Origin of the sequence: Cylindrospermum sp. FACHB-282, from assembly GCF_014697195.1 — a bacterium.
Lineage (GTDB): Bacteria > Cyanobacteriota > Cyanobacteriia > Cyanobacteriales > Nostocaceae > Cylindrospermum.
This window is the reverse complement of sequence record NZ_JACJRJ010000008.1, coordinates 55742-78209: the sequence shown is the minus strand read 5'-3', so window position 1 is coordinate 78209 and position 22468 is coordinate 55742. Positions and strand designations below refer to the sequence as shown.

The 22468-nt window shown below is 44.4% G+C and carries 11 protein-coding genes; 3 read left to right on the top strand and 8 right to left on the bottom strand.

Features of this window, described 5'->3' with window-relative positions; translation table 11 throughout:
- Positions 1-2 precede the first annotated feature (2 nt).
- The 5 genes from H6G32_RS06280 to H6G32_RS06260 all read right to left on the bottom strand — a co-directional run bounded on the left by H6G32_RS06280 (position 3) and on the right by H6G32_RS06260 (position 15119).
- Positions 3-4583 (bottom strand): DUF6603 domain-containing protein, encoded by a 4581-nt coding sequence (locus H6G32_RS06280; protein WP_190456220.1) that lies wholly within the window; start codon positions 4581-4583, stop codon positions 3-5.
- A 174-nt stretch (positions 4584-4757) separates the two neighbouring features.
- Positions 4758-7904 (bottom strand): hypothetical protein, encoded by a 3147-nt coding sequence (locus H6G32_RS06275; RefSeq protein ID WP_190456219.1) that lies wholly within the window; start codon positions 7902-7904, stop codon positions 4758-4760.
- 574 nt (positions 7905-8478) lie between these two features.
- Positions 8479-11097, bottom strand: a complete 2619-nt coding sequence (locus H6G32_RS06270; RefSeq protein ID WP_190456217.1) for a LamG domain-containing protein — start codon at positions 11095-11097, stop codon at positions 8479-8481.
- Positions 11087-11299 (bottom strand): hypothetical protein, encoded by a 213-nt coding sequence (locus H6G32_RS06265; RefSeq protein WP_199328014.1) that lies wholly within the window; start codon positions 11297-11299, stop codon positions 11087-11089. Before H6G32_RS06265 ends, H6G32_RS06270 begins: the two co-directional genes overlap by 11 nt.
- A complete protein-coding gene (locus tag H6G32_RS06260; protein ID WP_190456215.1) occupies positions 11292-15119 on the bottom strand; it encodes a hypothetical protein in 3828 nt (1275 codons plus the stop codon). The genes H6G32_RS06265 and H6G32_RS06260 overlap by 8 nt, the downstream gene beginning before the upstream one ends.
- Positions 15120-15675: 556 nt before the next feature.
- On the opposite strand from H6G32_RS06260, the gene H6G32_RS06255 reads away from it, so the two are divergent.
- Positions 15676-15834, top strand: coding sequence for a hypothetical protein (locus H6G32_RS06255; protein WP_190456213.1), 159 nt, complete (start codon positions 15676-15678; stop codon positions 15832-15834).
- Positions 15835-16226: 392 nt separating this feature from the next.
- Positions 16227-16706 carry a hypothetical protein gene (locus H6G32_RS06250; protein WP_190456209.1) on the top strand — a complete coding sequence of 160 codons (480 nt, stop codon included), beginning with the start codon at positions 16227-16229 and terminating at the stop codon, positions 16704-16706.
- Between the two features lie 631 nt (positions 16707-17337).
- Here the strand turns inward: H6G32_RS06250 and rtcA are convergent.
- From rtcA to H6G32_RS06235, 3 genes are all read right to left on the bottom strand, one after another.
- Complete coding sequence (rtcA, locus tag H6G32_RS06245; protein ID WP_190456207.1) at positions 17338-18384, bottom strand: RNA 3'-terminal phosphate cyclase; 1047 nt, start codon at positions 18382-18384, stop codon at positions 17338-17340.
- Between the two features lie 416 nt (positions 18385-18800).
- Complete coding sequence (locus H6G32_RS06240) at positions 18801-20147, bottom strand: FAD-binding oxidoreductase (RefSeq protein ID WP_190456205.1); 1347 nt, start codon at positions 20145-20147, stop codon at positions 18801-18803.
- 196 nt (positions 20148-20343) lie between these two features.
- Positions 20344-20814, bottom strand: a complete 471-nt coding sequence (locus H6G32_RS06235) for a tetratricopeptide repeat protein (RefSeq protein WP_190456203.1) — start codon at positions 20812-20814, stop codon at positions 20344-20346.
- Positions 20815-21200: 386 nt separating this feature from the next.
- Between H6G32_RS06235 and H6G32_RS06230 the strand changes: the two genes are divergently transcribed.
- The gene (locus H6G32_RS06230) at positions 21201-22460 is read left to right on the top strand and encodes a GTP cyclohydrolase II (RefSeq protein WP_190456201.1); all 1260 of its coding nucleotides are present in this window, start codon (positions 21201-21203) and stop codon (positions 22458-22460) included.
- Positions 22461-22468 lie beyond the last annotated feature (8 nt).

Genomic DNA, 22468 nt, shown 5'->3' with positions numbered 1-22468 from the left:
GGTTAGTTTACTTGGGGGGCGCTGAGAAAATCATCCGCACTGAAATTGGCAAGATTGAGGCTTTCGTCGCCGAGGAAAGCCCTAGCGATCGCCGCTCGTTTACCAGCTATGTCATTGTTGTAGAGCGTATTGCGAATGGTTTCGCGGCGGGCAGTTGGGTTATCTGCCCCTTGGGGGATAAAGGGTATTAGTGACGACCAGTGGAACGCATCTGGTTCGCGATCGAGAGTGGCAGCTTGTTGAAGTTCAGCGTAACTAATTGGCTCGGTGTGGGGTGCATCATCCAGGCGTTTGACTCGAATTTCGTAACCAGTTAGCAAGTTGTTGATCAATTGATCTCCCTGCAAAGAGGGTTGAATCTGGCGACCCCACAGCGCGGCTGGTGCATTTTTGGTCAGGGGATAGAAGTCAAACATTTCCTCTACAGAATTACCATCGCGGGTAATGATCATACGTTGAGTGGAGATGATCTGGTTGTTACTCAACTGCATGGTGCCAATGTTAAATTCGACAGTTGCACCTGTATGGTCTAGTGTATTTTGGTCTTGTGTCCCACGATAGACCTGCTTTGCTGGAATTACAGAGTCTGTAGTCAAGCAGAAGGTTTTAGGATTGACCACGCCAAGGTTATCGCTGTGAGGCTGTGTGGTTGCATCAGTACTGTCTTTTGCTGCTGCCTTGTTCGTCAGCCCTGCTTTCAGGTTGATGGTGCAGAGCTTGGCCTTATCATCTGGCAGGAAGGATTGACGGAAAGTCTCCCAGGCAATGGGTTCAATCTCGTTGCGACCACTGCTACCAAAGCGGATTGTGAACGAGATGATGGATAAATCAACATGGGCTTTTCCACTAAATTCAGGTCCCCAGATGCTGACATCTGCACCAACATGGGCGGTGATGTGATGAGTACCGAAGAAGTGGAAGGTATAGGATGCCCCGATACTCACATGGAAATCAGCGCTGTAATGGTAGGGTTTCCAGCTAATCAGGAAGTTGATTGCTGCATCAAACCAGGCTTGTAAGTTACCATCCTGCCAGGTGGCGTTCAGGCTGGCACCCGCCATTAGGGTAGAAGGGGTGAGCGCGTAGTAGGCACTCCCTTTGAACGTGACTTGGTCATTGACCTGCCAGTTAAAGCCCAAACGCGGCACCGTGGGGTAGTGACTGGGGCGAGAGAATTGGGGATGATAGCCGCCAACGGTGAGAACAAAATCTCCTTCGTAGGTGCCTGAAAACCAGGTGTAGAAGGCAAAGCCGCCTGTGAGCTGGCAACGGCGCGAGAGCAGGAAGGAATTGCGCGTCAGTTGGGCGCTAATGCCAAAGAAGCCATCGTCTGGGATGAAGGTGGCTCGCAGGGCTAGCTGCACTTCTGCAATTGGTGTGACACCTGCACTCTCTGCATCGGCTGCGGGTAAGACCAGAGTTGATAAGCCCACAACGTCGAGTTCAAAGCGGTGACCGAATGTTGCCGTGACTAGGATGAACGAATCGATCATCTCGAAGGAGGTGAAGCGAATCCCGATGGCCAGGAAGTAATTTCCTACAGATGGCGGGATGTATTGCTGCAACTTCGCCAGTTCATCGGCTAGATTGGGTGTCCCAGCTAGACTCCCTACAGCTTCCTGCACGAGGGGGAATGTATCAATCTGATCGACAGGGGGGAGGTGCAGCAGGCGATTGTAACCGAACCCGGCGGCTAACCCACGGACGAAGAAGAACGCTGGCCCACCGATGGGATAGTCGAGGACGGCGTAGACAAACATCGAAGGGCCCATGTCCAGTTGCACATAGGAGCCGATGGCTGCTAGTGTGAGGGTGGAAGTGCGAATCAGGGCTGTACCGCTGTAGTCGTCGTATTCTTTGCCCTGGAAGGTAATTTTGCCCTTGAGGAAAGCACCGCCAATTTGGATGGGGCCGCTCTTGTAATCCAAGCCTAAGCCGCGTAGATTGAATTTTGGCTCAAATTTGCTGAGGGCAGAACCAACAGAAAGTCCTTCTAGAGAAAGGGTGAGTCCGGCGACAGAGAGAGCAGCATCTAATAAGAACCAAATGACCGCGTCTTTATATTGCACCCCCACCCTTTCAAATTGGACAGGACCGAAGCTTTTTTGCAGTTTGAACCAGGTGGCGTTGTCAGAGGTGGAGGTACTAGTAGGAGCAGGAAGAGCAGGCTGATTGGGGGAGGTCGGTTGGGTGGCAGCAGCAGAAACTGGCAAGGCGAGGGTGTCCGTTGTGCTACCGAATTGCATCTTTGCGGCTACATTTAAGCCTTTTGGTAGAGCAACAGTTGTCTCGTTATTGGCTGCATTATTGGTTGTCGGTGATTCGGGGATTTTGGTGACGTTCTCTGGAATCAGGTTGTTAAAGGTCGTGATTTCTTGAGATGTAAAATCTTGAGAGGCGATCAGTAATTGTGAATCATCGACACCGACGTTTTGCTCTGGAGTAAATTCTTTACCCACTAGAGGCAGCTTAGAAAGGTTAATGCTTGTCCCAATGTCGAGCCCGAATAGAATTTTGGTGACAGTATCCCTCTTGTTATAAGCAAAGAGAACATCTTTGAGGTCAACTTCTATGCCTTCGAGTATATCCAGTAGGCTCTGGTCAGATGAAAGATTTTCTACCAATGCTCTCAGAGGAATGGCATTACCAGTTTGATGGCTGTAAGTGGCGATGAAAGACTCAGAACGATTATCTTCGTCAAAAATCAGATCAAATTGGAAGTTACCGATGATAATGTGGCCTTGAAAATGCTTATTGTAGAAACCGTCTGGTTGCCGGGTGATATTAATCTTAAATATCACATCAACTATTTCTTCTTCTATCTCCAAGACAGATTCGCAGGTAAAGTAGAAGTCCTTGGTATCTGTGTTGAAATAAGTTGCTATATTTTCAATTACTAATCCTTCAATCGCTTTGGGAAAACCTCGATCTGTACCGCCATCCTTATCCTTAATCCCAAAGGTTGTTGCTAAATCCTCTATTAACAGTCCGATGGGAATTTCCTGTCCAGGTCTGGTACTTCCTGCAAATGTCCAACCCGCGCTACTTTCGTTGGCATTAGTAGCCAGTAGAATAAGATCCACCCCGGCAATGGTCATTACACTGTTAATCGTGGCAAAGCTACCATCAGGGTTCTTTTCCAGTGAAAGGTGCAGGTATTTGAGTGGTAATATAGAAGCCCCCCCCAAGTCCAATTCCCAATCACTAGCCATCTCTATTTCAAAGGCGTACAATCCTTGTTTGATATCGGCACTTATAGCGAGGTCTAATATCGAGATTTGTGGTAAGCGGGCATTAGGTATTATTTCCTCAATGACTTGATCTAGTGCGATAGTTTGATATAAGCCAAGTTCACCATAAAAAGCAAAATCTGGAAATACTGCTGAAACATTTACCAAACCGCCTCCCACATTGAAAGCAGATAGTATATAAAAGCGGATAGGAGTAGGATCTCCCGGGTTGACTTCCCACCTTAATAATAGATCTTCAATAGTTAATGCTTGCCCTAATAGGGAATGATTCCAGTCTTCGGTTGGACCAACACTTAAGACAATCTGAGATACCATCGGTGGAATCAGCGATAGTTGTAAGGATAATTCACGGATTTCTATAGTACTTAATGAAGTTATTTCCAGGGGAAAGGTATCGCTATCGTCTGGTAAATGACCCCTTAATAAGTTGGCAAAAGTATCGAAACCGGGAAAGGAAATAGGTTCCGCATTTTTGACAATCAGTTGTGTACTGCCCACTGGCCATAAAAGCTCTACGCTTTTAGCTGTTTGTGAGGTTCCTATGGCAACCCCTCCTAAAAAGCTAATGCCCGATCCTGTATAGTCAGCATAAAGAGAGACGCTGGTATGCAAGACAAGTAAAGAGATTCCAAAGGAGAAAATATCTTCATAGGTTTTGTTAAAATTAAGTTCTATCTCTAAGCGAATCTCTTCATATTCGGGTTCTTGGTTTAAATACCCATAAAAAGGCAAAGTCAGATCGGTATAACCAGCAAAATCCATGAGTATAGCCAAAAGAGGTATCTCGGAAAGTGCTATCTCCGAGATAAAATTTAGCCCCCGATGGATTTTGGTAACATCTAGGGTGGCATCCAGTAATGTGAGATGAGACTGTGGGGTTCGATCTTCCTGAAAATTATAGGAAGAAAAAACGAGTACCATCGGCTTACGATCAGGAAATCGCAAGTCGTAAAAAAGTGAGGGTTGATTGCCAGCTTCTGGGTCTAAGTTGCCAAAATTAGTGTATTCGGGAAGGTCTGGGTAGGACCAAGAAAAATCCCAAACATTTGGCAGTGTGGCTTTCAGCAGACACTCCAACTGACCGTTAGACACAAAAAAGATGCCTTCGACGGTTTGCAGTCTTACCCTCAGCAATGAAGGTATCATGGCCTGAAAATACAGGTAATTATCAGTTTCAGCTATTGGTTGTTGTACTTCCTCCAGTTTTAATACTTCTCCAGAAAAGGCTTGTTGAAGTTGGTTGGCTAAAGCCGAACCGATTGTATTCCGATCCAGTGTCAAAGCACCCAGTTCCAGTTGAGTTTTGATAGGTTGAAGAATTGGATTGCTCATAATATGGTGTACTTTTTATTAATTAATACCAATTTTATGTGAGGCTGCGTAGAATAAGGAAATCCATTAATTCATAGGTCTTCCTGTACGGTTATTTCGGTCAATTGTTTTTGACATCTTATTCTATGCAACTTCATATTAATTTGGTAGAAGTGGAATTATAACTAGCACTTTTCATGCCTTATTATAATTATCAGTTATGCTTTTTTGTCTTTTCAGACTGTAAGAAGAATTACCCAAAGTTGCCTTGTCTTGACTCATCTCTTCCCTAGTTCTCTTCAAGTTTTTAGCAGCTTCTTGGACATTGTTTGCTGCATTTTTAACTGAATCTTGATTCTGGGAAAAGTCTTCGGCAAGTTTGGTTATTATTATACTGCTTTTTTCAGCTATATCCAATTGTTCGCCATGCATATTGTTAGATATTGTCTTTAAATAGTCAATTTTTTCTGACAATTTTTTGTCTGCAATAATTGATATCAACTTGCTTTGTTTTTTTTGTTCTTCAGTGAGTTTATTCTTAAAATCTATTTCCAATTGATTGTAAATACTTTGTTGGTTTTGAATTTCATTTGTGATATTTTTAAGCAATATTCCTAAGTTTAGATTATCTTGTATGATTTTTTTTATGTCTATCTCTATCTGTTTGAGGTCGGGACTAGAGCTTTCTAGAATACTTATTATGAATTTGATTTTATTTACTATTTCTCCTGCATAATTGTCTATTAGCTTCAGGTTATTGAAAATTTCAAAAAGTTTGGCATCTAAGTTTAATACTCTTTCCGTAATATCCGCTTCCTCAGGGGTAGGTATCAGTTTTTCTACGCGCTCTTTAATTTTTTTCTTATACTCGTCCCATTTACCCATTGCTTTATACAATTCTCTTTCTACGGTATAGTCCAATATCTGGCATTCATGTAAGTTCATGCTTTCGCTTTGGGCGTCGTATATGTGGTCGAATACCTTTGTCGTACCATAATAAATTTTGTAGCGCATCCAACGGGCTATTGGCAGGTACATAAAAAAATGTTTTTCTAAATTGTGCCGGAATTGAAAAAGTTCTTTCTTTTCAGCATTGCTGGTAGCACTATTACTTATTTTATCTGATAAGTCTTTGAATGCTTTTTTAAGAACTATAGAATCAGGAAGATTTGTTTTTGATTTTAAGCGATATTCAACTGGGTCTGTAGAAGGTACGACTTCAAAGAAGTCATCTTTTATACTTTCCACATTAGGGAGTGTAATACTTTCTAATAAAGTTGTATTTAAATCTGTTTCTGTATAAGTTTTTCCGCTCACCCACGTACCTGAATTAGGTATCAAATAAGCCGTAATCTTGGCTTTTAATTTATCTCGTTCTGTTTGTGTGAAATCTGTTGTATTTTGGCTGACACGCCGTTGGCCGGTTTCAATAGCTAGTTGTTCAGTATTGCAGTGCTTGCTACCGGAAACAAAATTGCCTAACTCTTCGGGACCACCATCCCCATGCCCAAACAGGTGACACCATTCCTGATCGGTTTTTAGACTGGAAACATCAACAGTAACGTTTGTATCCAGTTTATTATCTAAGCGCCATTGCTTCTCAACAGCATCATCATTAAGCTTTCCTACCACATATTTAGCAAAGGCCGTGGCCGATAATTTGGAATCGGTTATTTTAGGAGTGATATCACTAGTTTTCATCTTAGCGTACACGTGAAAATCCCTCAGTGCTTCTGCCATTGTTGTTCCAGCATCTTCTCGGTCGTTTTTGTTAGTACCTAAAGTGAGTGCGCCTCCCTGGGAGTTAATCTTTTTCCATACCCGGTAGCTGGTATTGTCAAGCTTTACAGATGTCTCAATTGTTTTTATATCAAACTTATAATCATAACCTGCAATGTTGGGATTGGTGACCCGGGGTGGAAACGGATTGCTGCCAGGTTTATTTCTCCTGGTTACCGAGCTATTACTATTAAATGTTTTATAATATTGAATCCAACTTTCCATGCCAGTGACCTGGTTTGTAAATCCAACTCCTTTGTCGTAAGGCCAGTTGGTGGGGTAGAAAGCATTAGCTGTTTGACTTGTCCGGTTCTTTTGAATTGCCGGAGGAGCATCTACCAGAAACTTTGGATCTAATTCAAACAGGTAACTCCATAGTTTTGTGAGGGGAATATTATTATCTCCTTTAGGCAAAGCAATGAGCCATTGATAGTTTACTTCATTCACCTTGTCGGCACGCATGGGATAGCCACTACCTCCACGCCCTCCTTCTCCTATGAGTACGGAAGAAATATGCCCCATTAAGGTTCCCCCATTATCATGATAAAAACAGTGATAATTGCCTGTGGGAATCTGGCTCGCAGCGGCTTTTGCTAATTCTTTAGCTGCTTGTTTTTCAGCATTATTTTTCTTAGTACCCTCCTGGCTATCAGTCGTTTTGAACTTAATCTTATTTAACAATATAGTTTCAGATAGTCTAGAAACATCTATTTTGCTTCCGCTGACATTGCCACTGCCATATTTCGTAGCTAATTTATTTATTTGATTTTTTAATTTCAGCAAATAACGGTAGTTTTTCTTGTCTTCACCCCAAAAATATTCGGCATTCTGATCATCTACCTGCTTACCTTGTATATAAATATGGTCATATATATAAGTTTTCTGCCTTCCATAATCATTAGTATCTGCATTTTTGCCATATTTATACTTTTGTGTATTTTCACTATTATCTAAAAAAAGTAGCCTAGCCTCAGTATTCACATAAACGCCATAATATGAGTAGTCGTTATGAGTATAAGTACCCGCAGGGCTGATGGCAATAGCTGGCACGATTAAGGTTTCATCCTGATCTGGTTTTTCCTTCTCTATCCATAGTTTTCTATCGGCTGGCGTGTTGATAAAAATTCTATTTAACAGCCTCACATTTGCAATGCGTAGTTGGTTTAGTACTGTTTCAGAGTTATTATCTGCATCTTTCACCTCATTGCCACTTTCCAGCCATTTCCAGTAGTATTTATTCTCTTCATCGGCTATTCTGGTTAGAAGTGTGTCAATGTCTTTAGAAAGATGAGTATCTTGTAATATATAACCAATTAAAATTACATCGCTTGCTTTCCATAAATCTTTCATCGTCTCTTTCTCAAAATTTTTAGCTTCCTGTTGTTTTGTGGGAGTTAATTCCGTTTTGAGTTTAAAGTTTGTCAGGGCAGCTTTGAGTATGGACTTATAGTAATTTTGTATAGCAGGCGCTTTCGTTTGTGAGATTGCTATGCTATTAATAGCATCTCCGGTAAACTCAACGGGCTGATCATTTTCAGTGGTTATAGCTTGGAAGTTTCCCATGATTTGACTTACTCCTTATCTTATATAGATTGATAAATCGCGATCTACGTCGGTCAAGTTGACACTGTCTAACTTCTAGGGAACAGAATTATTATGGGGATTAATGACTATCACTTTTAAATTTTTATCACCTATGACCTCTTAGCCCCATATTTTCCTCATCCTCATTGCTAAATAGCCTAAAGCCCCAACAAATATTATGATCAGCGACCGACCATATACCTAGCGATTACTTTGTAAACAGAATTAGTGCTAAAGCCAGATTGTCTCAACACAACCTGGATATTATTACCACTTTCATTGCTGTCTACCGAATAAATATTTTGGCCCCATTGCCTACTATAGGACTGCAAAAGCAAATCCTTTTTGGGGGTTCGATCCCATTCTCTGTACCAGGCGAATTCAGCTTTATAATTGAGCCGATTAGTGTTTGAATTGACATTGTTCCTCTTGACTAGACTTTTGAAGCATCCGAACCTCCCCTTGCAATTGTACAATTAGCTTTTGTTACTCTTTCATTGCTTCAATCAATACAGAGACAAAATTTTCATAGAGTCCAGTTAGTCGCAAATAACTAACCAGGGAAAGTTAAACGCCAGCGCCCTTGGTTAATCCGCCCTTTTCGACGCCATGTGAAGACCCGTCGGCGATCATCGTCAAAAGGCGCATAATCAGCAGCATAGAGATATTCATCTTGCTTGGTATTATACAAGTCAACTTCAAGCATGCCAGATGCTAATGCTTTCAAAATTTGTAACTCACGCTCTCCAATCACAGTTTGACCAATGGCGAGAGTTCCAGTTATATCCATACTGCCATTGACTTGGAGATAATCCCATAATTTGACTTTTCTGCCTTTATCCGTCCCTGCCCTACCCAGGATCATCAAAGCATCATAATTAGCCGCATTTTCTATAGCGGCGTATCCCTTTGTATTCCCAATTCCAGTATGATTATGGTCAGCCTTTGTGAAGTAAAGATCGGAATTACCAGCACGAATTTCCCCACCAACTGTAAGTGCGCCACCTAAACGAGTATCACCTCCCTCCACATTCAATTTATAGCTGCCAGGGTCTGCTATGCCAATACCAACATTCCCATTTGATAGGATTACCATTTTCACAGTTTCTTGTCCGCTGGTAGCTCCCGGAGAAAAAATCAAATCACCATATTCCCTCAACTCCATTTTGTTTTCATTACGCCGAAAGAGAATCCGATGGTTATTATCGAAACTGCGGATTTGTCCATTGTCGGCAAAGAAAATCTCCTGATTACTACTGAAGTGTAGTGACCCTCCTAAACGAGTATTACCTCCCTCCACATTTAATTTATAGCTGCCAGGGTCTGCTATGCCAATACCAACATTATTGCCAACCGGATTGATGGCTAATGGCTTACTTCCATGAGATTGAATCCAGCTATAGTTTTGGTGATACCCCAATCTGAGGTTTGATTGATTCGTTGGACCGAGAATTAAGGTATTGCCATTGGCATCTTGATTAGCATGAATAATCTGTAATTTTGCCCCTGGACTATTCGTACCGATGCCGACGCTACTATTCGAGAACAATAGGGGCGATTTTTGCACCACAATTACTACTTGTTCGTCTTCATAACCCGGTATATTTTCAAAATTGATATAGATATTGGCGTGCCCAATTGAAGTTAACGCTACCAGATTGCGCAGTTCAAGGATGATATATCCGTCTGCTCCCAGGGTGGTATCTTCACTAGGGGCAACAGTCCATTCCACCGTTTGACCGAGGTTGCGCTTCTCAGGAGCTGCCCAATTAGGGCTAACATCACGAGTCTGAGTTACTTGAAGCGACGCACCATCAACCTTGCTATAGTCTGTCAATGCCCACTCGCGAGTTTCATTTGCCCCTTGTACATCGAAGGAAATTCGGAAACGGGAGGGTGGTGTCGTTGGGTTACCTTTGCTCAATGGCAAGCCAAAGTCGCGGGAGAGATTGGCAATGCGAAGGCGCAACGTATTGGGAGTTGTGCCATCACTGAGGACGGTATCACTGCCAACAAAGCCGACGTGCAGGGGCATATTGCGTCGCCCCTGATGGTTAACAATGTTGAGATACTGCAAGCGTGAGCCATCTAGCAGACTTTCTTCGCCTGCATAGTGCATATTTTGGTAAACCAGCTCCACGCGGGTGCCACGGGTTCCTCCCCGTCCATCGGCATTCATACCCGTGAGTTGCAGTGATGTTGTTTTACCCGCTTCCAACGTTGTTGAACCCTGATGTAGCAGGTACAAGGCCGTACCATCTGGTGCGCGATCCAGACTCCAGCCATCCGTCGCCACCTTGATTTTGGCTAAATTAGCAGGAGCCAGAGTCTCCGGACGGAAACGCAGTTCCAAATGATGTGCTTGGGACGTTGCTGTTTGCCCAATATCATTCAGTTGAATATTCTGAGGCGAGGAGTTGAGAATATCTAGCGATAGGGTTTGTCCTTCAGGATGATTGTCAATGAAGAGGACGTGGTGATTATCTTCGTTGTACAGTTCAAAATCAATGGGATGGCTGCGGACAAAGGCAGATGCTGCACTCTCGTCTTGCAACATATCACGCCGAATTTCTTCCAGGGTGAGAACATTGTCGTACAGACGAAGATGGGCCATGCAACCTTTGTAGTATGCACTCTGGCTATCGTCTAGGTGGCGACCCACTATCAGCGGGGTATTGCCAATGGCCAAATTCCCATCCACAGCACTTTCTGCTTTGAGAATACCGTTGATATAGGTGCGAGCTGTTTGACCATCGTTTGTAATCGCAACGTGGTACCACTGACCCCAGACGATGGAACCATCTTCAGTATTCGGTACACCTGCGTTCCAGTTACCCCCAGCGTTAAAGCGATGGTGGACATAGCCGCTGGCTCCCAGCCAGATGTTATAGTGTCGACCAGGCTTGCCTAGAACGCCCTGCCAGTTGTTGGTTTGTTCGGGCTTGATCCAGACTTCTGCGGTGTAGTTGTGAAGCCGCAGAGTCGCGTTATCCAGTATCGTAATGCTATCGCCATTACCGTCGAAGCAAAGACAACTGCCAAATTTTTCTTCTGGAACAGTTTGGGGATTGCCGGTGATGGTTCCATTCAGATGATTATTCGTTTCATCGGAAATGGTGTTACCCTGCTCCAGGGTATCTAACATCCAGTGAAGAATTAGATTAGCGCTCATCTTGGCTCCTTGTTAAATTTTCTGATGAAGTGGTGTCTTGTGTGGCTTGCAATTGGGCATGAGCCTGTTGCTGTATCTTGGCAATCAACTGATGAACTCGGGCAAAGGGCATCTCACCTAGGGCTTCCAGGATTAAGTTGGTTTCATGGAGGGTAAGGGAGAGTTGGAGTTCTGGCATTGCTGTCCTGTCTGGGTTAAGCATTTTGTTCATTTCCGGTTGGCGATTTGCGTAGCTTCAGCCAACCCTCACGCACCGTAGGTTGACTGAGAAAATGGGCTTCCAGCCGAGCCGGATCAACTGTGGGATGATCCAAGATTTGTTCAATCTGAGTACGTTGGGGTGCCATTTCCTGGCTTAGGTTAGGGCGCTGGTCGTCAGCGACCACAAGGGCTGTCTCGTCATCTAGTACGGTCAGCCAACCTTGTTGGATTAACCCTTGCCAGAGGGAGTCTCCACCCTCACCGATCGCTGCCACAAAGACGCTGCGTCGAATACTACGCAGGGTAGAAATTTCTGTCCACTGATTGTTGCTACGCTGCAACCAAGACCATAAATAGCCTGCCTCACGGGGAAGGGGCAAGTCTAACTGGTTAGCGTCACTGAGGATTGGGGCAGAGAAAAAGGTAATTTCAATGTTGCTCAATGCCTGACGATACTGATCGGCGGGAATAGAAATGGCTTTGGTGGGTAAGATGCCGCTAGTGGCATGGACTACCCCGCATGGATCGACCAGCATGGTCAGATAGTGGGGCGGAGCGTCGATCGCCTGTTCGATGAAGATAGGTTCGCCATGATAGGTGACGATATCGTTGGATTCGTTAGGTTCGCTTTGAGCGGCATAAAAGGGGCTATCGATCTGACCTGCGGCATTTTCTACCCAGTAACCAACTAGACCATCATTCAGTTGGTGATACTCCCCAATGCGGATAGGGAATAATACCTTGGTGAAGTCATTGGTTTCCCGTCGGCTGCGGTGCAGATCCTGCCGAAAAACATTCCATGCTTGATTAATGGCGGGTAACCCCAGCAATTGGAGATCGACGCTAGCACGTACCACTGCCACCGGGCGACCCATAAGTAGTGCCTGACTACGATGTTGGCTGTAGCTTTCCGGATCGATACCTGCCAATGCTGTGTTGATCGCTGAGAGAAAGTTGCCAAGGAAGGCTGCTCCTCGCCCTTGAATATAGGCGATCGCTTTGCTCAGGTGAGGATCGGGCAAATCGGCGATCGCTACCACGCTCTCTCGACCTGGTGCAGAACGCCATTGAGCCAGAGCTGCATTTTGAGGGTCGGATAGGGCATAGAGTGACCCCAAGGCGCGACCGGTGCGATCGTAGACCGCGAGACTATCATCCAGATTATTGGGCAGCAGCCAACCGCAAATAGGGGTGGTATCCGGATGGCTGTTAGTCTCCTGTACCCCCTCCTCGGCAGCCAACCAGCGGAAGTTGAGGCGGGCAGGCTGAGTCAGACGGGGCGGCATCGCTACCCAATCGGGATAGCCTTCAACGCGGAGCTGCTGGGTGGTGGTCATGTTGTTAACATTGACATCATGCACCACACCAAAGTTATCGATCAGCCGCAAACGCAGGAGTTTCAGTGCCCCGGCTCGGATGGGATTAAAGTCGTTCAGGGGCTGAGGTGCCCGAATCATCCGCCGTCCCACTGCATGACGCACATCTTGTTCACTAAAGGAACGATAGGGTTCAAAGCCGATGGGATCGGCGATGGGAATCTGACGTGTGACTTTGTGCATCAGCAGGGCATCATTAAAGCCGCCCAGAGCCTGGGACAGATTGTTGCCGCTGTCCTGCTGTAAATGCTCGTAGACGCGGATTAGAGTCTGAAACTTGGTGTTGCTACCATGATTTTTGTACCAGTCCAGAATCTGGGTCAGGCGATCGCGGAAGTAGCCCGGAACCTGGTCAGCTTCAGGGATATTTTGGGCTTGGTAGTACTCAGCGAGCAGATGTTTTTCTAGGTAGATGAGAATCCGCTCGGATAACATCGGCTGGGCTGCTGGCGAAAGAATCGTGGTACCGCTGTAGACGTTAGCTGCTTTGTCGGGTGGGATTTTCCCCGGCTGGAGTTGCAGTTCTACCTCTTGTTCAGCCAGGGTATAATTTTGGCGAATAAAATCACCCTGGTAGCTGCGGTTTTCTGGGCTGAGATTGTTGCCCTCGCGGGTGGGGAAAAACTCAACTTCCCATTGCAGCAAAATGGGGTGCCAGGGTTGGTGCCGCCAGGTATTGACAGCGATGCTGCTGGTTTCGGTGAAGTTGGCAAATAGGGGCACGACGATTTCCCGTACCGCTTGCACAGCAGCGGCACTGCTAAAAGTAGAATCTACAACCGCCCCTGTCACCTGGCACTGTAGCAACCCCTCTGGATGTAGACGACCATCCTGCCCGTGGCGATCGCTTGGTGTAGCCGCATCACCAGTAAACAGAACCACTGGTTCCTTAGGCAAATAGTAACGAGGAGCAGCTACTTCCTGTAGACTCATCTGGGATCGCCCATTCTCTGCTGTGAGCGATCGGTTTGTCTCCTCCAGCAAGCCCACGACAATATCAAGGGCTTGTTCAAGTTGATGGGCAAGAGAATTCCCGATAGCGGATGTAGGCAGTTTACCGATTGTATTTTCCAGGCTCTGTAGTCGCGCAATATCCTTCGTCTGAATAAAATACATTACTTCATCAATATCGGGATAGCTCTCACGACTAGTCTCTGGTGGATAGACGCACAACATATATTTGTACCAGTCAGCAAATATCTGGTCGCGCAAATCTTCCAGTTGTTGTTGAGCCTGATCGTAGGCGTACTGAAGCTGGTTGAGTCGGTCTAAAGCTTGTGCTAGGTCAGATGGCAGCGTCGCCCTTTCTCGTCGCTGCGCCAGTACAACATTAGCTCCTTCACTGTTATCATCTTGCCGCCGAATCGTCCATAGCTTCCCTGGTGACAGGGAACGAAATGTACCTTCGTGTCGCCCTTCCCTGAATTTCGGGCCCACATCCAAGCGTTGCTCTTCTAGATGGTCTGCCAGTTGCAGGGCTTCCAGCAAATCCTCCAACTCATCAGGTACAATTCCATCAATCTGGCTGCCGAGATGGGCAGCAAGGGATTCTGTAGCGGTATTACCGACGCTGACACCTGTATCTGTCCCTGCTTCGACCAGCTTGGGATTGGTAATATCTGCGTCTGCCGAAGGTTCAAATGTGATTTGGGCATAACAGACCAATCGTTCCGGTTGCAGGGTATCTGTCTGAGCCGTCCAACTGAATACTTCCTGAATAGCAGTTTGCCACGGTGTACCCGTGGTTAGCGGCTGGAGCAGCGCGTGAAGTGCATCCTGCTCAATGTTCGCGTACCAGCCAACGATGTCATAGCGCAAGTCCTGTGGCCTTTCTGTCCCATACTCCGGATCGTGAAATCCAAAGATACTATGACAATTAGGGTAAAAAGCAGCAAAGGTAGGCTCACCATAGCCCACTGCCGTCAGCTTGGTTAAATAGCTGTCGGGGCTTGTAACAACCTGCCAGGTATCGAGGGGTACTTTGCGCCCCAAGTAGCGAAATGGGCGTTGAAACCCAGATGACATTTGTTCTGCAATGTAGGGATAATTAACGCTACCAGGATTGTCGTCAGAGAGGAAATCACTTTCCACTAGCCACTGCTGCTCAACAACAAAATGATCAGAAGTCTTACGACTGCGGGTGACTAACCAGCGGTTGGGCACTGCGGGAAAAACCGTTACATCATCCTGATGCTGTGCTTGGGTTAGAGCATCCGGCAGCGACCAGTGCAAGTGAATACCGGCTTTCAATTGCAGTCTCTGATCTTGAAATGGTTTGGAAAGAATGGCTTCGCTCAAATACGGCGTGTCGGGATTGATGTCCTGCCCAACTTTAGCATCGAAGTAAGGCAAACGAGTAAAGTCAACCATCGGTTCAGTAATGTACCGTGGCTTAACTAAACATAAAGCATCTAAATGAATTGGAACGACAAGAAATGAAGACATTTGTTTTTGACTTAAGATATGTTTATACCAATTTTTTATAAGACGTTATTTGGAAACACTGCTGAGAAAAAACTTGTGGGTATCCGCGTTCATCTTGCTGCTAAGATAACGAGCCACACTTTGTATATCTTATTGCCTTAACCCTTTGGTGTTGATGTTCTTGCCTTTGAACAGTATCCAGTTGCTTAACTCAGATAAGTTGTAATCCTTTTTAAATTACAACTACAAGATTTATTTGTGTACCAGTAGCTATAAGTTAAAGATGATACAGACTTTATTTAGCGCAATTTGGTAGTAAAAATACTGTTATTGCTTTTTGCTTGTATTTTCTTATTCGCTTGATAGCTAAGTCAAGTCAGTTTTACAACTCGTTATAAAGTTGTGCATGAAATGGTATTACGCCTAGAGGGACAGTTCCCCCTGAGAATTAACAATTTTTGAGAATTTGCATAAATCTCCAAAAAACGCCGATAACTCTACAGAAAGCAAAGCTTGATTTCAGACTCCATAATTAGCAACATTCTTCTCCCTGATGTATACCCCTGAGACTAAAACCATGACTCAACTCAAACAGAAATCAGTTGTAAATAATTTTTACCAATCCACAGATGAAGACCAACAATTAAATCAGCCCAACCAGGAAAACCAAGATGAATTTACATTAGAAGAATTATTGGAAATCTTAGAACTATTAGCGAATAGCCAAGATTATTAAAGCTTAAAGCCGAAAATACTAGAGTTATTACACCAAAAATATCATCTTATGAGTTGCTCATTATAGCTGTATCCGTCCGGTGCAAATCTCTGCAATGGTTATTGGTTCGTCAGTAACAGTAGCTAGACTCAGATAGTTAATAATATTTAATTAGAGGACAATCAATTATGTATATTTATAGCGGTTATGGATAGAATTCATACTAGCTTTAGTGCCTGTGGAGTTACTTAAGCTAAAGAGAGATATTTGTAACTCCAAGATTACTTAATTTATTTATAGAAGTATCAATTATTTTCTCATTAGAATGGGTATGGTGCATAGTAATTTCACCTGAGCCTCAAAGTATTGAACAGGCGAAAATTCTGGCTAAAGAAATTACACCTAAAGTAAATTTGTCTATAGCATCAAGAGATACGATTTTAGCTGCACTCAGATACTTAATTTCTGAACCAGGTAGTGCGTTAAAAGGCGTAGATCCTATTATTGCTACCAACAAAATTGTAGCAGCAGATAGAAATAAATGGTCGGATTTGAATTCTATCATTTCTTTGAAATGTGGTATTACTAAAGGCAAGAAGTTTGATGCTATTAAAAAAGTATTCTCTCTGCCATTACCAGTGCAAATTCCGCAACCGCCACCACTACCAGAAATGATTAGTATTCAACGTGCATCACGAGATGAAATTTTTGCTCGTTTAAGTTATTTATCCAAATACAAAATAGATGAATTTGAAGTTGATGCCGAACAAGCATCTGATATTATATTCAGTGAGAGCAAAGGTAAATGGAAAAGTTTAAATCCTATTTCTAAGCTTGAATGTGGTATTGATACTGCCAAAATTAAGACTTTAAAAAAGGTATTTAGTCTCTAAAAAATGTGAATTTATTGATCTGCAATTCTTAATGTAGTAGGACTAAAGCTGCGTGTCACACTCAATATCTCTTGTAGGGTGCATCAGACTCGATAATTCGGTAACAATCAACAGATTTTGGACATCTGACGCACCCTACAAAGCCATGCCAGTTGCGTAATAACTTTTTTGTGGAACAGGCGAGAGTACCACAGCACAAAAGCTATATTTTAGGCGTGTCACGCTACTGCGAGGTTAAAGTTTTGGGCGTTGCTGAATCAAAGTATGAAATGCCAAAATTACCCTTCTTTTTCTTCGTACCTTTGAGCCTTTGCGCCTCTGCGCGAAACAAATTCATATTCTCAATCAGCAACGCCAAGTTTTGCATTAGAGATAAGTAGAGCAACGTAAATAATTAAAGGTTTGTAGTAAGCGGCTCTCAGCCCTACTTTGAGGGCTAAAGCCCTCACTAAGAACTAATTTCAGCATTTGTTACTTTACTTAAAGTAGTTTGATTTCTTTTCGCCTATTTACTTAGCAGTGAAAATTAAATATGCGTCATCCAGAACCCTTATAGAGACGTTGCAGTGGTAGGGATTCTCGGCTCTACATTCTTTGTCGGAGATGTATATTGTATTTGCTCCCATCTAAATCAACCACCCAAAGGGATTACCTCTACAATTTTTTCTGCTTCATCTATTGTGACCTGCGCCAAGCCAAACTGCTCAATTACTGCGGCATTTGTCGTTAAGTGGGTACTCACCTCAGCCACCCGGTACTGACTCCCCTGTGAGGCTAAAGCAGCCGGTAACAATAACTGATCCCCCAAATGTTCATCCACAGGTGCGCCGGTTTGATGAAACTTGAGCAACTCTTCACAAGCGATGTCTGCAACCTTTTCCGCAGTCAAGCGCAACCGCCCCAACCCACCAAACCCAGCCAAGGATTTTTTATACTCAGCTGTTAAGAAAATACCCGCACCTGCTGCTACCCCTGTTTCTCGCAACGCCTGTACAGCAACTTTTAATCCCGCTTCCTTTAACAAATTTTCTGCACGATTCGCCATGCGTTGGGGAATATGGGAAGGTAATTCTGTCACCACCGCTAGTCCCCGCACTCGCTGCAACTCTCCCCGTTCTAGCAAATTAATACCTTCAATTTGAGTATCACCACTAAGGAGCAACTTTACTTCTCCCCCTCCTTGGGGATACCAGCCCCAAGCGCCTAACTTGACTTTTGCATCTATACCCATGCGCTGCAACATCGGCAAATAAACTTGCTCAATATAGGACATTGTTGGGCTAAAGCTAACATGAGTTCCACCCCGTAAAGTTATCTGAGAATCACCAGTTGCTAAGGCTAAAGGTAAAAGGATGGTTTGTAAAATTAGCGTCACCGCCCCAGCAGAACCCATTGGTTGGGCTTCTTTAACATCAAAGGTGTAATTTCCCGCTTGCACAGAACTACTGGGGGTGAATTCTAGTATCATTGAACCCAAGGCATCACCCCGCAACTGGGCTTGGCAAATTCTCGCCGCCGCGCGAACTGAGGTTAGGTGTTGTGGTGCTAGTCCTGGCTTTGGGCGTCCGGCGCGGATGCCGGCAATGCGTATTGCTTGGCCAGTGATGGCGGCTAGACTTAGGGATGTGCGGAGAACTTGCCCGCCTCCCTCTCCGTAGGAACCGTCTATTTCAATCATTAGTATTTTGGGATCTGAAAAAAATATCCCACAAAATTGTATAGTTTATTTTTTGGAAGTCCGTAATAGACCAGGACTTACGCATTGACAAAAAATGGTAAAAAGGTAATCAACCTGTATAAAAACCCAACTGCCTAGTGGCAATCTGTACCTTGACAACTGAATCTATGCGGTTCTACTGCATTGTTCTAGTTTCCTCCTAGCAGTAGGTAAAAGATTCATAGGAGCTAGACGAATCAGAATTTTGAAACAAGAAAGTTTCAGTTAAACAGGAATTGCAGTCATGCAACTACGGTCGGGCAGACCGAAAGTTAACGCTTGGGAAGAGTCCCACCTCTGGGCTAGATAACGCAAGGAATCTAGTTTAAGTGGTCTCGTTGAACCAAGAATCCCCGTCTATGAGAGAGCGGGGAGTGTCAAAAAGCTTTGCTTTTACCGGGATTCATTAATTTGTATGGGTCAACCATTTCTTTAAATTTTAACTGCTCTGGGTTAATCACTTTTCTGCCGCCGTCTTCAATAATATAGGTGTGGGGATTGGCAATAGATACTCCTTGGGCTTCGAGATAGTGGATAATTTCGTTGAGACGTTCTTCTGTGGTGTAGCGCACTAATTGCAAAGCTGCGGGAACTACTCGACCATTCACCCGAATAAATTCTAAATGCATCATTACCTCATCACCAAAATGATGATACATCCGTTCTACGAGTTGGAGAGTAGAATCGGCGGGAAACATACTTTGCAAATAGGTAATGGATGTATCTATGGTTCGGGCGTGTAATGTGGTGTGGTTCCAGGTAAATTCTGCTAAATGCACCCCTTTGCCTGAGTCCTGTGCTGGTTTTTGATAGGTAATTTGGCCGCCGTGTTGCTGCACTAATCCCGGCAATAATTCTAAACTCGGTTCAGCTATGAGCAAAAATGCTGGGTGAGTGCTTTGGGGAATGTACTGGTGTAGGGCGGTAAAGTATTGGGGAATTGGGGAGGCGAAGACAGCGATTAATTTTTTAATCATGCCATCGGCATTGCCTAGGGACTGGCCAAATTTGGCTGCTGTGATAAAGTTGTCGAATGTGACTATGACTTCTGCCCAGGGATAAGCTGGCCCCAAGGGGATTTCTAGTTCGGTGATGATGCCGTTAATGCCCCAGGCATGGATGACTTTTTGGACATCGTCGCCGCGCAATTCGATGATTTGGGGTTTCTCTTCTAGTGTGACGACTCGTAAGGCGAGGATATTTCCGCGATCGCCTAATAATCCATATTGTATCGACCCAATGCCGCCACTGCCACCAGCAATAAATCCACCAATGGTTGCTGTGCGGTATGTTGAGGGAGCCATCCGCATTTCCCAGCCGAATTGGAGCGCTTTTTTATCCAGTGCGGCTAATTTCACCCCAGCTTCTACCCGTGCTACTCCTGGTTTCACCCAAGGTATCCCCTGCATCCGCGTCATATCCACAATCACACCACCATGGAGGGGTACGCATTGCCCATAATTTCCCGTTCCTGCCCCCCGTACTGTTACTGGTACACGATATTTAGCGCAAGTAGCAGCTATTTTTAACACTTCTTGTTCGTTGGTGGGACGCAAAACAATATCCCCGACTTTTCCCGCCAGTTTTGGCACTAGCACTGGGCTGAAGCTGTGGTAATCCTGGGATAATTTTGCTACTTGGCTAGGTTCGGTAATGATTTCGATGCCTGCTAGAGCATTAATCAGAGGATCTAAGTTGGTAGATTGGGCTGGTTTGGCGGTCATAGCTTGTACCTTTGTACCTTTTTTTAACGCAGAGGGGCACGGAGGTTTACGCAGATAAACGCAGAGAATTAACACTGATTCTCTACGTTATTTTGCGTTTTTCTTTCTTTGAAGCCATGTACTTAAGATAACCCTAAACCAGACATTGAAGGTGACAAAAATTATTCTACCCAACTAATTTGTTAAATTTACTGTTTTAGCTGAGTCTAAGTGTACATTCTAGAATTAATTTTTGGTTGACTAGGGAATAGGGTTGAATTTTTAAAGCCTGTCGAAAAGCTAGGATAGCTTGACTATATTGTTTTAGTGCTGCATAACACAAACCTATGCCGTGAAGTGCCCCAAAATGTACGGGATTTATTTGGATGACCATCTGACAGTCCACTAGGGATTTTTGATAATCGCCGATGCTGTAGTAAAGAAAGCCACGCCGGTTCCAGGCTTCGGCAAAATCTGGTTGTTCTTCAATCAGTTCTGTAAGTAATTTTTCGGCTTGAGCAATTTCCCCTGCATCAAGTAACTTTTGACTATGATCAATTCTTTCTAGCCCATATATTCCCTTTTGCTGAAACCAAATTCGCCAAATTTTTCTGGTTGCTTGCTCACGAACTGAAATATCGGGATTTTTCAAGTCTTCGAGTAAGGAATTGATAGATAAGGAGTCCATGAATTTGAAATGGGTGAATGTATCTTCGGATCAACTTTCGCACAAAATTATCTAATAAGTTAGGGCGAAAGTCATCCTTGAATTCTGACAGATTAATTGCAATTTAGGCAATTATGGTGTGACTAATTGTATTGTATAATACTATTATTACTTGCATCAACCTGTAAAATCAATGAAGATTGGTCATGCTATAATGCTGGATAGCTTACCTAGGCAAATGTAGACCCTAAGAGCCTTTCTCTACTCTACTGTGTTCTGCTAAAAATGAAGCTTTGGCAAAAGTTGCACATAACATACACTGTGAAAATTTAAAACTGAACTATCGGTAGTTGACAAATCCCCGGTAACTAATAGTTGATCAAAAAATCACAAAATAATAAATGATTATGCCAAAGCAAAACGACGTTTCCAGGCATATTGTTCTTACTTCCCATCCAAGTCGCTTTGGCCCGAAGCCGATCGCCATTCAATGGGGGGCAGCTGATCCGATGGAACGGGGGCCGATTATTGCGACACTAACTAAGCAAGGACAGCGGAATGTGATTGGAACTCACTCTGGCAGTTATGCGGTTTATCGTGCTTTAGCTGTGGCTAGTGGGGCGCTGCAATCGGATCATCGGGCGGATCTGACTAATACATCACCGATAGAGCATATTGGCCCTTATTCTAGCTGGGCTGGCCCTGATAAAATTGTATCCCTTGATCCTTATGGGGCGATCGCATCTGAAGTATTTGCTTCATATTACCAACAGGGCTATGATATTCGCCCGACTATCGCCATTACCAAGGCTCACATCAATATGCCGGAACTGCAAGAGGCGGTGGAAAAAGGACGCTTGCAGGTGGATGGTAAGATTTTGAAAGCCAATGGTGATTTGGTTGTGACTAAAGCCGCTATTGAGCCAGTTTGGTATTTACCGGGAATCGCCAAGCGTTTTGGCATTACAGAAGCCCATTTACGCCGGGCTTTATTTGAACAAACTGGGGGGATGTTCCCAGAACTGGTAACCAGGACAGATTTGGAGGTGTTTTTGCCGCCAATTGGGGGGTTGACGGTGTATATTCTTGGTGATGTAGATGCGATCGCCGATGCCAATAAACCCCTGGCATTGCGGGTACATGATGAATGCAACGGTTCAGATGTTTTTGGTTCAGATATTTGCACCTGTCGCCCTTATTTGGTACATGGCATTGAGGTGTGTGTGCAAACAGCCCAGGAGGGCGGTGCCGGTGTGATTGTCTATTGTCGCAAAGAAGGCCGCGCTTTGGGAGAGGTGACGAAATTCCTCGTTTATAATGCCCGTAAGCGGCAAGCAGGAGGCGATCGCGCTGATGCCTATTTTGCCCGTACAGAATGCGTGGCAGGTGTGCAAGATATGCGCTTTCAGGAACTAATGCCAGATGTGTTGCATTGGTTGGGGATTACTCGCATTGATCGCATGGTGTCAATGAGTAATTTGAAGTTTAACGCCATCATTGAGGCGGGTATTGAGATTGTCGAAAGGATCGCCATCCCGGAAGATTTGATTCCCGAAGATGCGCGGGTGGAAATTGAAGCTAAAAAGGCTGCTGGTTATTTTACCACGGGTGATGTGTTAGATGCAAGTGATTTGGCAGAAATAAAGGGACGAGGATTAGATTCTTAGTGTTCAGA

What these genes read in the sequence shown, in the direction of transcription:
- H6G32_RS06280 (WP_190456220.1), bottom strand. Translation starts at nt 4,583, where the DNA reads ATGAGCAATCCAATTCTTCAACCTATCAAAACTCAACTGGAACTGGGT.
- H6G32_RS06275 (WP_190456219.1), bottom strand. Translation starts at nt 7,904, where the DNA reads ATGGGAAACTTCCAAGCTATAACCACTGAAAATGATCAGCCCGTTGAG.
- H6G32_RS06270 (WP_190456217.1), bottom strand. Translation starts at nt 11,097, where the DNA reads ATGAGCGCTAATCTAATTCTTCACTGGATGTTAGATACCCTGGAGCAG.
- H6G32_RS06265 (WP_199328014.1), bottom strand. Translation starts at nt 11,299, where the DNA reads ATGCTTAACCCAGACAGGACAGCAATGCCAGAACTCCAACTCTCCCTT.
- H6G32_RS06260 (WP_190456215.1), bottom strand. Translation starts at nt 15,119, where the DNA reads ATGTCTTCATTTCTTGTCGTTCCAATTCATTTAGATGCTTTATGTTTA.
- H6G32_RS06255 (WP_190456213.1), top strand. Translation starts at nt 15,676, where the DNA reads ATGACTCAACTCAAACAGAAATCAGTTGTAAATAATTTTTACCAATCC.
- rtcA (WP_190456207.1), bottom strand. Translation starts at nt 18,384, where the DNA reads ATGATTGAAATAGACGGTTCCTACGGAGAGGGAGGCGGGCAAGTTCTC.
- H6G32_RS06240 (WP_190456205.1), bottom strand. Translation starts at nt 20,147, where the DNA reads ATGACCGCCAAACCAGCCCAATCTACCAACTTAGATCCTCTGATTAAT.
- H6G32_RS06235 (WP_190456203.1), bottom strand. Translation starts at nt 20,814, where the DNA reads ATGGACTCCTTATCTATCAATTCCTTACTCGAAGACTTGAAAAATCCC.
- H6G32_RS06230 (WP_190456201.1), top strand. Translation starts at nt 21,201, where the DNA reads ATGCCAAAGCAAAACGACGTTTCCAGGCATATTGTTCTTACTTCCCAT.